9 protein-coding genes are annotated in these 14133 nt (G+C 54.2%); 8 read left to right on the plus strand and 1 reads right to left on the minus strand.

Translation table 11 applies throughout. From position 1 onward, the window contains the following. Nucleotides 1–5 precede the first annotated feature (5 nt). Together garR and QNH99_RS05050 are read left to right on the plus strand one after the other, a co-directional pair. A complete protein-coding gene (gene garR / locus QNH99_RS05045) occupies nucleotides 6–890 on the plus strand; it encodes a 2-hydroxy-3-oxopropionate reductase (RefSeq protein WP_063880759.1) in 885 nt (294 codons plus the stop codon). Between the two features lie 74 nt (nucleotides 891–964). Then, on the plus strand, nucleotides 965–2104 hold the full coding sequence (locus QNH99_RS05050) for a glycerate kinase (protein WP_283355069.1): 1140 nt from the start codon (nucleotides 965–967) through the stop codon (nucleotides 2102–2104). A gap of 61 nt (nucleotides 2105–2165) precedes the next feature. Here QNH99_RS05050 and barA read toward each other — a convergent pair whose 3' ends face one another. Then, nucleotides 2166–4895, minus strand: coding sequence for a two-component sensor histidine kinase BarA (barA, locus tag QNH99_RS05055; RefSeq protein WP_283356280.1), 2730 nt, complete (start codon nucleotides 4893–4895; stop codon nucleotides 2166–2168). 86 nt (nucleotides 4896–4981) lie between these two features. Between barA and rlmD the strand changes: the two genes are divergently transcribed. From rlmD to QNH99_RS05085, 6 genes are all read left to right on the plus strand, one after another. After that, nucleotides 4982–6301, plus strand: coding sequence for a 23S rRNA (uracil(1939)-C(5))-methyltransferase RlmD (gene rlmD, locus QNH99_RS05060; protein ID WP_283355068.1), 1320 nt, complete (start codon nucleotides 4982–4984; stop codon nucleotides 6299–6301). 32 nt (nucleotides 6302–6333) lie between these two features. Continuing rightward, complete coding sequence (gene relA, locus QNH99_RS05065; protein WP_063880755.1) at nucleotides 6334–8565, plus strand: GTP diphosphokinase; 2232 nt, start codon at nucleotides 6334–6336, stop codon at nucleotides 8563–8565. Nucleotides 8566–8657: 92 nt separating this feature from the next. Further along, complete coding sequence (gene mazG / locus QNH99_RS05070) at nucleotides 8658–9446, plus strand: nucleoside triphosphate pyrophosphohydrolase (RefSeq protein WP_145394508.1); 789 nt, start codon at nucleotides 8658–8660, stop codon at nucleotides 9444–9446. 229 nt (nucleotides 9447–9675) lie between these two features. After that, a complete protein-coding gene (gene pyrG, locus QNH99_RS05075) occupies nucleotides 9676–11313 on the plus strand; it encodes a glutamine hydrolyzing CTP synthase (RefSeq protein WP_063880753.1) in 1638 nt (545 codons plus the stop codon). A gap of 76 nt (nucleotides 11314–11389) precedes the next feature. Next, nucleotides 11390–12685: a phosphopyruvate hydratase gene (gene eno / locus QNH99_RS05080; protein ID WP_063880752.1), complete on the plus strand. Its 1296-nt coding sequence runs from the start codon at nucleotides 11390–11392 to the stop codon at nucleotides 12683–12685. A 249-nt stretch (nucleotides 12686–12934) separates the two neighbouring features. Further along, nucleotides 12935–14050 (plus strand): endonuclease/exonuclease/phosphatase family protein, encoded by a 1116-nt coding sequence (locus tag QNH99_RS05085; protein WP_410517364.1) that lies wholly within the window; start codon nucleotides 12935–12937, stop codon nucleotides 14048–14050. Nucleotides 14051–14133 lie beyond the last annotated feature (83 nt).

Here is a 14133-nt window from a genome sequence, read left to right on the forward strand (position 1 = left end):
ACAAAATGAAAATTGGCTTTATTGGCCTGGGCATCATGGGCAAACCAATGAGTAAAAACCTGTTAAAAGCTGGTTATTCACTGGTGGTGCGCGATCACAATGCAGAAAACGAAGCTGAACTGGTGAAGCTCGGCGCGACAACGGCGGCGAATGCCAAAGAACTGGCCCAACAGTGTGACGTGGTCATTACCATGGTGCCCAACTCACCGCAGGTGAAAGAAGTCTGCCTGGGCGAAAACGGCATCATCGACGGCGCTAAACCGGGCCTGATTGTGATCGATATGAGCTCCATCGCGCCGCTGGCGAGCCGGGAAATCCACGATGCGCTGGCGGCAAAACAGATTAAAATGCTGGATGCGCCGGTGAGTGGCGGCGAGCCCAAAGCGATTGAAGGGACGCTGTCAGTCATGGTGGGCGGCGATAAGGCCGTGTTTGACGAGTGCTATGACATCATGAAAGCCATGGCGGGATCGGTGGTTCACACCGGTGACATCGGGGCGGGCAACGTCACTAAACTGGCAAACCAGGTGATTGTGGCGCTGAATATTGCTGCGATGTCAGAAGCCCTGTCCCTGGCGACCAAAGCGGGCGTGAGTCCGGAACTGGTGTACCAGGCGATTCGTGGTGGCCTGGCGGGAAGTACCGTTCTTGATGCCAAAGCGCCAATGGTGATGGACCGCAACTTTAAGCCGGGCTTCCGCATTGACTTACATATCAAGGACCTGGCTAACGCGCTGGATACCTCGCACAGCATCGGTGCGCACCTTCCGCTGACGGCGGCCGTGATGGAGATGATGCAGGCGCTGCGTAATGACGGACAGGGAACTGCCGACCACAGCGCGTTGGCCTGCTATTATGAAAAATTAGCCAACGTCGAAATCTCTCGTTAATGACTCGCCCGGCTTCTGCGGACGTCGGGCCACTTTCACTCTCTAATCGTTAATTAATACCGCCTGGATTGCCTATGAAAATCGTAATCGCACCGGATTCATATAAAGAAAGTCTTTCTGCCCTGGAAGTGGCATCGGCAATCGAAGCGGGATTCCGTGAGGTTTTCCCCGATGCCCATTATGTGAAAATACCGGTCGCTGATGGTGGCGAAGGTACGGTTGAAGCGATGGTGGCCGCGACGCAGGGAAAAAGAGTCAGGTTAACGGTAACCGGTCCGCTGGGTGAACCCGTTGAGGCGTTTTATGGCTTATCGGGTAATGAAGATACCGCCTACATCGAAATGGCGGCGGCCAGTGGCCTGGAGCTGGTACCGGCAGCGCAGCGCGATCCCCTGATCACCACCTCGTTTGGTACAGGAGAGCTGATTAAAAATGCGCTGGATAAAGGCGTTAAACATATCATTATTGGCATTGGTGGCAGTGCCACCAATGACGGCGGTGCAGGCATGATGCAGGCACTGGGCGCCCGCTTGCTGGATAAGCAGGACAAGCAAATTGGTCAGGGCGGCGGTGCCTTGCCCGAACTGGCAAGCATTGATGTTAGCGGGCTGGACAGCCGTATCCGTCACTGCCGCTTTGAAGTGGCCTGTGACGTCACCAATACGTTGACGGGCGCTCATGGTGCCTCAGCGATTTTTGGTCCACAGAAGGGCGCGACGCCCGAGTTGGTTGAGCAACTGGATCGGGCACTGACGCACTACGCCACCATTATTCAGCGTGATCTGGGCATTGATGTGCTGCAGGTCAGTGGCGGCGGCGCAGCCGGTGGTATGGGCGCTGCACTGCATGCTTTTTGTCAGGCGGAGCTACGTCGCGGGATTGAGATTGTTACCGAAGCACTGGGACTGGAAGAACAGGTAAAAGACGCCGACCTGGTCATCACCGGCGAGGGACGCATCGATAGCCAGAGTATCAATGGCAAAGTGCCCATTGGCGTCGCCAACGTCGCCAAGCGTTTTAATATTCCGGTGATAGGGATTGCTGGCAGCCTGACTGACGATGTTGGTGTGGTACACCAGCATGGCTTAGATGCGGTGTTTAGCGTGCTTTACCGTATTTGCTCGCTGGATGAGGCCCTGAAAGGGGCAGAAAACAATGTCCGGCTCACTGCGCGAAATGTGGCCGCTACGATGAAAATCGCCGGTTTTCACTAAACGTTTTTACGGCCCCGCCATGCAGCAGTGACAGGGCCGTCGTATCATCACCCTTTACTGATTAAGGCATGGAGAGTATGCGCCGTGCCTGCGTGGCGACGTTCTCCATTTCATCCTGAAGCTCCAGGAGTTCTGGCTCCAGCGCTTCGATATCACTGGCCTGATGAAGTTCTTTCTCAAGCTTACGACACAGCTGTTTCATCCGTGGCACGCCGCTGTAACTGGCGCTGCCGTGAAGTTTATGAATGATCTCGCGTAAGGCGATCGCGTCATTGTCGGCCATGGCCTGCGCCATTTTACCGTGCACTTCCGGTAAGAACTCCAGCAGCATTCGTAGTAAATCCCGTGCCAGGTCCGGTTTATTTGCTGCCTGGCGTAATGCCAGCTTCCAGTCGAGCGTTGGCAATATTTGGGGCAGCTCTGGCACCGTGGTGGTCGGGCTTGGCATATAACGCGCCAGAACCTGAGCGAGCTTGTTTTCATCAATTGGCTTGGCAAGATAGTCGTTCATTCCTGCCCTGATCAGATGCTCGCGTTCACCATCAATAGCATGAGCGGTAACCGCAACAATCGGCGTGGCTGCATGGTTTGGCAGCGTGCGGATGATCTCACTTGCGCGGATGCCATCGATATCCGGCATTTGTATATCCATTAAAATGACGTCCAACGCTTGCCGGTGGGCGACGCGAATAGCCTGCTCCGCGTTATTACACAGTACGATGTGTTGCACCTGTTCTTCGAGCAGCGCCCCGATCAGCTTCAGGTTAGCAGGATTGTCGTCCACGGCCATCACGGTCAGCGGCAGGCGCGGCGAAGCGGACATTTCATTGCTGTGACGCGCATGCAGCTCCAGCAGCATCGGCAGCAGGCGCGTTTGCGAGACGGGTTTCGTGATACAGCCATCAATACCGCGCACTTTCAGCTCATCGGCCAGTAACATCATCGGACTCGGCAGCGCCATAATGACCAGATCCGCGCTTTCCAGCAGGGAATGGATCAGCCTGTCCTCAAGCACCTGCGGTTGGCTGGCGTTGACCGGCATTGCCATCAACAGAATGGGATAGCGTGGCTGGCTCAGGCCTTCCAGCGTTAAGCTGTGCTCAACCTGCAACGGCGTCGCAGCTAAAATTTCCACCACCGCGCTGGCAACATCTGGGTTGGCTTCAACATAGGCCATGCGCGTATTCGACAGCGCATCCAGTACCCGCGGCATACTCGGTGCATTGGGGTTGAGGTCGAGCTTAACGCGCACCCAAAAGGTAGAACCGTGATTCTGGCGGCTGACGAAAGTAATCTCCCCGTTCATTTCCCGCACCAGCTTTTGGGTGATCACCAGCCCCAGCCCCGATCCACCGTGGCGGCGAGAAATACTGGCATCCGCCTGGCGAAATGCCTGAAACAACTGCGCCTGCTGCTTTTCGGAAATGCCAATGCCGGTGTCGCGAACCTGAATCTCCAGCTCGACATGGGTCGCCGTGATGGTGTGTTGATCTACGCGTAAATTAATCGTGCCTTTTTCGGTAAATTTAATCGCATTTCCCATCAGGTTGATCAGGATTTGCTGCAGACGAAGCGCATCGCCGATAACGTTATCCGGCACGCTGTTATTGCACACCACGGTCAGCTCCAGCCCTTTTTCATGGGCCGACGGAGCCAGTAAAACCAGGGTTTCATCCAGGGTGGCGCGCAACGGAAAGGGGATGGACTCCAGCATCAGTTTGCCGGCTTCCAGTTTGGAAAAATCAAGCACGTCATTAATGATCGACAGCAGGTTATTGGCCGAGCGCTCAATGGTCAGCATGTAGTCGCGTTGAGTGGTACGCAGCGGCGTTTTCAGCATCTGTCGGGTAAAGCCCAGCACGCCATTGAGCGGCGTACGCAGCTCATGAGACATATTTGCCAGAAACTCGGATTTGATACGGGCGGCTTCCTGCGCCCGCTTCTTGGCCAGATCCAGCTCGACGTTCTGAATCTCCAGTTGCTCCAGCGTTTCCCGCAGATCCCAGGTGGCCTGGTCAATATTGTGCTGCATCTCTTCGTGATAAGCAGTGAGCGACATTGCCATGGCGTTGATCCCGTTTTTCAGGATACTCAACTCGCCGAGCATATGACCTTCCACCCGACTGTCTAACTGCCCACGGCGAATGCGGTCAACGGTACTGACCATATTACGGATAGGGCCGGTGACATCCCGCATCAGACGGTAGGCAAACAGCATGGCAATGCACAGGCAGAACAACAGCATCAGGGTGGCAATAAAGACTTCCCGGTATTGCTGTAAGCGCACGGATTGCAGATCCAGTTCTATCGCCACGTAGCCCAGAGGATTGCCTGCGGGTTTGGCATCCTGTTCCGGTAGCTCGTCAACGGCGTAACGCTCAGACGTTATCGGCTTACGTAAAATCAGCAGGTTGCCGCTGCCTTCGATGGAAACATCGTCAGGAAGCGCGCGAATAGCCTGTTTTGATTCCAGACTGAGGTTTTGATTGTTGTTGGAGGTGACGTAGAGCTGATTATTGTCGTCAAAGACGGAGATGGCACGAACGATCCCGGAATGGCGGCGATGCAGTAAACTAACCAGTTCACGTAGCGCGTCACGATTGTGCCACGTCATGCTGTATTCGGTGGAGATTGCCAGCGGTTCAATGATATTGGCACCCGCCTCAATGACCTGTCGCTGTAGCTCGTTGTAGCGATGCACCACAAAAAATGAGCTGAGCAGCAAACCTACCATCAACGTAGGGGCCAAAATTAAAATCATCATTCGCGCCCGCAGGCTGTATTTGGTCATAATAGTCGCCTGCTGTCCGGCATTGACGTCCCTGTGCATCCGCTGAACCTTATGCACATCGAATCTAAAAGAGAAAGAACCACACTATGGCGCAATTTTACTCCGCAAAACAGCGCGTGACGACCAAACAACGGATCACCGTCACCATTGAAGACCTCGACCCGTTTGGTCAGGGCGTTGCCCGGCACAAGGGGAAAACCCTGTTTGTCACGGGTGCGCTGCCTGGCGAGGAGGCGGAGGTAAGCCTGCTGGAGGACAAACGCCAGTTTGCCAGAGCGAAAACGGTGCGCCTGCTCAGCCGCAGCGCGTCACGGGTTGAGCCACGCTGTCCTCATTTTAGCCGCTGTGGTGGCTGTCAGCAGCAACATGCTGATGAAGCGTTGCAGCAGCAGAGTAAATCGCGTGCGCTGGCGCGCATGCTGACCCAGGCTGCGAACCAGCCCGTGGCGGTTGATGACATTATTGCCGGGCCCACCTGGGGCTACCGCCGTCGCGCCCGCCTTGGTTTACAATGGCATAACAAAAGTCAGCAGTTACTGATGGGGTTTCGCCAGGAATCCACCAACGATCTGGTCGATATTCAGCAATGCCCTGTTATGGTGCCCCAACTTGAAGCGCTAATTATTCCGCTGCGCAATTGTCTCACCATGCTTAATGCTGTCAAACGGTTAGGACATGTTGAACTGGTGCAGGCTGACAATGGCTCAGTGCTGCTACTGCGCCATCTGGATGCATTAAGCCCCGACGATATAGCAAAACTGGAACGTTTTTCGCATCAGCACCAACTGATGCTGTTTCTGGATGATGGAAGTGAGACGCTGCGCGGATTTAGCGAACAGCGACCATTTTATCATTCTCACCAGCTTGAGCTAATCTTCAGTCCACAGGATTTTATTCAGGTCAATGATGCGGTCAACCAGCAGATGGTGGCGAAGGCCATCGAATGGCTTGATTTACAACCTGAAGATCGGGTTCTGGATCTGTTTTGTGGCATGGGAAACTTTACGCTTCCTGTAGGAAAATCGGTACAACGTGCCGTAGGTGTGGAGGGCGTTGCAGCATTAGTGCAACAGGCAGCGTATAATGCTGACGTGAATAATCTTAAAAACGTCAGATTTTTTCAGCACAATCTGGAAGAAGATGTTTCGCATCAGCCCTGGGCTATGCAGGGCTTTAACAAGGTATTACTCGATCCGGCACGCGCTGGGGCGGCAGGTGTTATGGCACATGTCGTAAAATTATCGCCAGAACGCGTGGTCTATGTATCTTGTAATCCTGTGACACTCGCACGTGACAGTAGCACCTTGCTGTCGGCGGGTTACCAATTGGAAAGGGTCGTGATGCTGGATATGTTTCCTCATACCCGTCATCTCGAATCCATGGTGCTGTTCAGAAAAAAAATATAAGTGTCCGGCAGGGGCGCTGTGCAGGAGAGGATATGGTTGCGGTTAGAAGTGCACATTTAAATACGGAAGGGGAGTTTGCCCTTGACCAGTGGATCGCCAGCCTTGGCGTTGCTAACCCGCAATCCTGTGATCGTCTCGCTGAAACCTGGCGCTATTGTGAAGCGCAGACTCAGGGGCATCCTCACCAGTCGCTACTGCTGTGGCGCGGTATCGAGATGGTGGAAATCCTCTCGATGCTCAGCATGGACATCGAAAGCCTGTGCGCCGCGTTGATTTTCCCCCTTGCTAATGACGAAGTGGTCAGCGAAGAAGAGCTGGAAAAAACCGTCGGCAAAGGCATCGTTTCGCTGGTGCACGGCGTTCGTGATATGGACGCCATCCGTCAGCTGAAAGCCATTCATAACGACTCCATGGCCTCCGAGCAGGTGGATAACGTCCGCCGCATGCTGCTGGCCATGGTGGAAGACTTCCGCTGCGTCGTGCTGAAGCTGGCTGAGCGCATCATGAACCTGCGTGAAGTCAAAGACGCGCCGGAAGATGAGCGCGTACTGGCAGCGAAAGAAAGCACCAACATTTATGCACCGCTGGCGAATCGCCTGGGCATTGGGCAGCTTAAATGGGAGCTGGAAGATTACTGCTTCCGCTACCTGCATCCTGATGAGTACAAACGCATTGCTAAGCTGCTGCACGAGCGCCGCATTGACCGTGAGCAGTACATCGAAAACTTTGTTAATAACCTGCGTAAAGAGATGGCAAAAGAGGGCGTGCGGGCAGAAGTGTACGGCCGTCCGAAGCATATCTACAGCATCTGGCGCAAGATGCAGAAGAAGTCGCTGGCGTTTGATGAACTCTTTGATGTGCGCGCGGTACGTATCGTTGCCGAGCGGCTGCAGGACTGTTATGGCGCACTGGGCACGGTGCATACGCTGTATCGCCACCTGCCCAATGAGTTTGACGACTATGTAGCAAATCCCAAGCCCAATGGCTATCAGTCGATCCACACCGTGGTATTGGGGCCTGAGGGCAAAACCGTCGAGATCCAGATCCGTACCCGTCAGATGCATGAAGATGCAGAACTGGGCGTAGCCGCGCACTGGAAATACAAAGAAGGCCCGTCGTCCAGCCATGCGCGCGGGGCGGCAGGTCACGAAGAGCGCATTGCCTGGTTGCGTAAGCTGATCACATGGCAGGAAGAGATGGCGGATTCCGGCGAGCTGCTGGAAGAGGTGCGCAGTCAGGTGTTTGACGACCGCGTGTATGTCTTTACCCCAAAAGGGGATGTGGTGGATTTACCGGCGGGTTCTACGCCACTGGATTTTGCTTACCACATTCACAGCGATATCGGTCATCGCTGCATCGGCGCGAAGATTGGCGGGCGCATCGTGCCCTTCACCTATCAACTGCAGATGGGCGATCAGGTTGAAGTCATTACCCAAAAACAGCCGAACCCGAGCCGTGACTGGCTGAACCCGAACCTGGGATTCATCACCACCAGCCGTGGTCGCGCCAAAATTCATAACTGGTTCCGTAAACAGGATCGGGATAAAAACATCCTGGCCGGCCGCCAGATTCTGGATAACGAGCTGAACCAGATGGATATCAGCCTGCGTGAGGCCGAGAAGCTGCTGCTGCCGCGCTATAACGTCACCTCGCTGGACGAGCTGTTGGCCGCTATTGGCGGCGGTGATATTCGCCTGCACCAGATGGTGAATTTCCTGCAGGCGAAACTCAACAAGCCGACTGCCGAAGAGCAAGACCGCGAAGCCCTGCGTCAGCTCACGCAAAAATCGCACGCGCCCACCTCACGCAAAGAGAGCGGTCGCGTGGTGGTGGAAGGCGTTGGCAACCTGATGCACCACATTGCACGCTGCTGTCAGCCGATTCCGGGCGATGATATCGTCGGATTTATCACCCACGGACGCGGCATTTCGATTCACCGCGCCGACTGCGATCAGCTGTCTGAGCTGATTTCCACCGCGCCTGAGCGCATTGTGGATGCGGTGTGGGGCGAAAGCTATTCCAGTGGCTATTCACTGGTCGTGAGAGTCACGGCCAACGATCGTAGCGGGCTGTTACGCGATATCACCACCATCCTCGCCAATGAAAAGGTGAACGTGCTGGGGGTTTCAAGCCGTAGCGATACGAAAAAACAGTTAGCCACCATTGATATGGATATTGAAATTTATAATCATCAGGTGCTGGGGCGCGTCCTGTCTCGCCTGAACCAGGTGCCTGATATTATTGATGCCCGACGTCTGCACTAAACTTCTGTTATCAGGCGCACGTGCTTTCTGACGTGCGCCTGGCTGCTTTTATCACCGCTGTTACGCCAACTGAACACCTGAAGGATTGCCATATGACCTCTATTGATCGCCTGCTGGGCATTATGAAAACCCTGCGCGATCCGCAGCAGGGCTGCCCGTGGGATCGCGAGCAGACCTTTGCCACTATTGCGCCTTACACGCTGGAAGAAACCTATGAAGTGCTGGATGCTATCCAGCGTGAAGACTTTGAGGATCTCCGCGGCGAGCTGGGCGATTTGCTTTTCCAGGTGGTGTTTTATGCTCAGATGGCGCAGGAGCAGGGGCGTTTTAACTTTGATGATATTTGTCACGCCATCAGTGACAAGCTGGAACGCCGTCATCCGCATATCTTCGCAGAGGGCACGGCAGAGAGCAGTGCAGAGGTGTTGAAAAACTGGGAAGCGATTAAAAGCGCCGAACGGGCAGAAAAAGCGCAGCACTCCGCGCTGGACGATATTCCGAAAGCGCTCCCTGCACTGATGCGCGCCCATAAAATTCAGAAGCGATGCCACAACGTGGGCTTTGACTGGACCACGCTTGGCCCGGTGCTCGATAAGGTGCACGAAGAGATCGACGAAGTGATGCATGAGGCACAGCAAAGCGTGATTGATCCACAAAAGCTGGAAGAAGAGATTGGCGATCTGCTGTTTGCTACCGTAAATCTTTCCCGTCATCTGGGCAGCAAGGCCGAAACGGCGTTGCAGAAAGCCAATGACAAGTTTGAGCGCCGTTTCCGTGCGGTAGAAGCCATTATCACCGCGCAGGGCCTGACGATGCCGGGCGCCACCCTGGCGCAAATGGAAGCCGCCTGGCAACAGGTTAAGGCGAAGGAAAAAAGCTGATTATTCCAGCAGCGAGCATAAATTGCTCTCTTGAGCTTACTCGATTCAGCCTGACGCCAGATTTGTGACGCAGGTCAAAATTTTGTTTACCGCTATCCGCTATGTTACCCGCAGCAATGCGTTGGGAGATGGATGTGATTCACCAATTGTGGCTGATAGCGGTTTCCAGTATACTGTTTTCCCGTCCTGGTTATTCCACCGTCTTTAAACCTAAACTCTCAGGTTCAGCATGACAACGAATTATATTTTTGTGACCGGCGGGGTCGTTTCCTCTCTGGGTAAAGGCATTGCCGCAGCCTCCCTCGCAGCCATTCTTGAAGCGCGTGGTCTGAATGTGACCATCATGAAACTGGACCCGTACATCAACGTCGATCCGGGTACCATGAGTCCAACTCAGCATGGTGAAGTGTTCGTCACCGACGACGGTGCCGAAACCGATCTGGATTTGGGTCACTACGAGCGCTTCATCCGCACTAAAATGTCGCGCCGCAACAATTTCACCACGGGTCGTATCTACTCAGAAGTCCTGCGCAAAGAGCGTCGCGGTGACTATCTTGGTGCCACCATTCAGGTTATCCCTCATATCACGAATGCGATCAAAGAGCGCATTCTTGAAGGCGGCGAAGGCCATGATGTCGTGCTGGTCGAAATCGGTGGCACGGTGGGTGATATCGAATCCTTGCCGTTCCTGGAAGCGATTCGTCAGATGGCGGTGGATGTGGGCCGCGAGCACACGATGTACATGCACCTGACGCTGGTGCCTTACATGGCCGCGGCGGGCGAGGTGAAAACCAAGCCAACGCAGCACTCTGTTAAAGAGCTGCTCTCCATCGGTATTCAGCCTGACGTTCTCATCTGCCGTTCCGATCGCGCGGTGCCAGCGAATGAGCGTGGCAAAATTGCGCTGTTCTGTAACGTGCCGGAAAAAGCCGTTATCTCGCTGAAAGACGTCGATTCGATTTACAAAATCCCGGGCATGCTGAAATCGCAGGGCCTGGATGACTATATCTGTAAGCGTTTCAACCTGAACGCCCCGGAAGCCAATCTGGCGGAGTGGGAGCAGGTGATTTATGAAGAAGCCAATCCAGGCGGCGAAGTCACCATCGGCATGGTGGGCAAATATGTCGAACTGCCGGACGCTTATAAATCCGTTATAGAAGCGCTGAAGCACGGCGGTCTGAAAAATCGCGTGACCGTGAATATCAAGCTGATTGACTCACAGGATGTTGAAACCCGTGGTGTCGAATTGCTGAAAGATTTAGATGCCATTCTGATCCCCGGTGGTTTTGGCTATCGTGGCGTAGAAGGCAAGTTGATGACGGCGAAATATGCGCGTGAAAACAACGTGCCTTATCTTGGCATCTGTCTCGGCATGCAGGTGGCCTTGATGGAGTTCGCCCGTAACGTTGCCGGTATGGCAGGCGCAAACTCTACAGAATTTGTGCCAGACTGTAAGTATCCGGTGGTCGCACTGATCACCGAATGGCGTGACGAAGAAGGCAATGTGGAAGTGCGTACTGAACAGAGCGATCTGGGCGGCACCATGCGCCTCGGCAGCCAGCAGTGTCAGCTAAACCCGGAAAGTAAGGTTCGCCAGCTGTACGGTTCTGACACCATTGTTGAGCGCCATCGTCACCGCTATGAAGTGAACAACATGCTGCTGAAGCAAATCGAGGCAGCGGGTTTACGTGTGGCGGGCCGGTCTGGTGATGATCAATTGGTTGAGATCATTGAGATCCCCAATCATCCGTGGTTTATTGCTTGCCAGTTCCATCCCGAGTTCACATCGACGCCACGCGATGGTCATCCGTTGTTTGCCGGGTTTGTGAAGGCAGCACATGAGCATCAGAAGCGTTTAGCGAAATAAGTTTAACGAACAACGCGCGAACTTTTCGCGCGTTGTTTGTCTTAGAATTGACTAACTTGTACTGAGGAAAATCGTAATGGCCAAAATCGTAAAAGTCATCGGTCGCGAAATTATCGACTCACGTGGCAACCCAACTGTTGAAGCAGAAGTTCACCTGGAAGGTGGTTTCGTTGGTCTGGCTGCGGCACCATCAGGTGCATCTACCGGTTCTCGTGAAGCACTGGAACTGCGTGACGGTGACAAATCCCGTTTCCTGGGCAAAGGCGTAACCAAAGCCGTTGCTGCGGTTAACGGTCCGATTGCTGAAGCGGTAAAAGGCAAAGACGCGAAAGATCAGGCGAACATCGATAAAATCATGATCGACCTGGACGGTACTGAGAACAAATCTAACTTCGGTGCTAACGCCATTCTGGCCGTATCACTGGCTGCAGCGAAAGCGGCAGCGGCCTCTAAAGGTCAGGCGCTGTACGAGCACATCGCTGAACTGAACGGCACCCCAGGCAAATACTCTATGCCTCTGCCAATGATGAACATCATCAACGGTGGCGAACATGCCGACAACAACGTCGACATCCAGGAATTCATGATTCAGCCGGTTGGCGCTTCAAACGTGAAAGAAGCGATCCGTATGGGTTCTGAAGTGTTCCACAACCTGGCAAAAGTGCTGAAAAGCAAAGGCATGAGCACGGCGGTAGGTGACGAAGGTGGCTATGCGCCAAACCTGGGTTCTAACGCCGAAGCGCTGGCTGTTATCGCGGAAGCGGTAAAAGCAGCAGGTTATGAGCTGGGTAAAGACATTACCCTGGCTATGGACTGTGCGGCTTCTGAGTTCTACAAAGATGGCAAATACGTTCTGGCGGGTGAAGGCGGTAAAGCGTTCACGTCAGAAGAGTTCACCCACTTCCTGGAAGATCTGACCAAGCAGTATCCGATCGTTTCTATCGAAGATGGCCTGGACGAATCTGACTGGGATGGCTTCGCCTACCAGACCAAAGTGCTGGGCGATAAAATCCAGCTGGTGGGCGACGACCTGTTCGTCACTAACACCAAGATCCTGAAAGAAGGTATCGACAAAGGTATCGCTAACTCCATCCTGATCAAATTCAACCAGATCGGTTCTCTGACCGAAACCCTGGCTGCGATTAAAATGGCGAAAGATGCAGGCTACACCGCTGTGATCTCTCACCGTTCAGGTGAAACGGAAGATGCGACCATCGCTGACCTGGCGGTCGGTACAGCTGCAGGCCAGATCAAAACCGGTTCAATGAGCCGCTCTGACCGTGTTGCGAAGTACAACCAGCTGATCCGTATCGAAGAAGCGCTGGGTGCAAAAGCCCCGTTCAACGGTCTGAAAGAAGTGAAAGGCCAGTAAGTTTACTGCTTCTGACTTCTGATAAAACCCGCCCATGCTGGCGGGTTTTTTTATGCCCACAGGTTATGCCGCTCACCTCACATTTTTCCGCGACGTCTATGCTGTTTACATCCGTTCTTCACAAAACCCATCGACACTGAACGACGAGCACCGTGCGCCTGTAACAGACAATGCACCTTGCCGCTTGCCTGAAGCGCGTCTGCGGGTGCTTTCAGGTTCACATTTCTGACTGCCTGAAAGGGGATACGCATGAGACTGGCTTCTTATAACGTTGAAAACCTGTTCGATCGCGCCAGAGCAATGAACCAGAATGAATGGCGAGCGGGCAAACCGACGCTGGAAAAATTTGCCCAACTTAATGCCCTGCTGGGACAGGTGGAATACAGCGACGCGGACAAAAAACAGATGGTCGAATTGATGGATGCACTTGGCCTGCAAACGTCCGACACCGGGCCCTTTGTTATTCTCCGGCGTAACCGGGGCAAACTTTTGACCCGACCGACAGACAACAGCGGAATAAAAATTATTGCCGCAGGCCGCGCTGACTGGGTGGGTTCACTGGAGTTGCGCCGCGCGCCGATAGACGAAATTGCCATGGGGTTAACGGCACAGGTCATGATTGACCTTCACGCGGATATCCTGACCGTGGTGGAGGCAGAAAGCCGTCCCGCCCTGCTGGAATTCAACAACGCCATGCTGCCGGCCCGCCAGGGAACGCCTTTTGATCATGTCATGGTGATTGACGGCAACGATGAGCGGGGAATCGATGTCGGACTGATGACAGCGGCAGGCTTTGCCATCGACACCATCCGCAGCCACGTTGATGATAAAGATAAACAGGGCAACCTGATTTTCTCTCGCGACTGTCCCGAATTTGCGATTCCGCTGGCCGATGGCCAAACTCTGCACGTGCTGGTTAACCATTTTAAGAGTAAAGGCTACGGCGCTAAAGCCAGTTCCGATGCCCGCCGCAAGCAGCAGGCCGAACGGGTGAAAGCGATTTATCAGCAACGCATTAAAGAGGGGCAAACGCTGATTGCCATCACCGGCGACTTTAACGATACGCCGGACAGTGATGCATTGTCGCCGCTGCTGAAAGAAACCGACCTGAAAGATATCTTCACCCATGAAAAGTTTGATAACGGCGGCTATCCGGGGACCTGGGGCGGCTGCACTGCCAGCAACAAGATTGACTATATTTTGCTGTCGCCCGCGCTGTGGAAAAAGGTAGAGAAGGGCGGTGTATGGCGCAAAGGGATGTGGCCTGGCGTGCGTCCGGTAAAGTGGGAAACCTATCCTGAACTGAAAAAAGAGGTTAATGCCGCCTCGGATCATGCGGCGGTCTGGGTGGATCTGTCCGTCTGAACGGGCTGCTGAACACAGCCCTCAGCTGACCTGCGAGCTGGCGCGTGCCGAACAGCTCGCGCTCTTTCGCATCACCTGACATG

Origin of the sequence: Pantoea allii (assembly GCF_046529425.1) — a bacterium.
GTDB lineage: Bacteria > Pseudomonadota > Gammaproteobacteria > Enterobacterales > Enterobacteriaceae > Pantoea > Pantoea allii.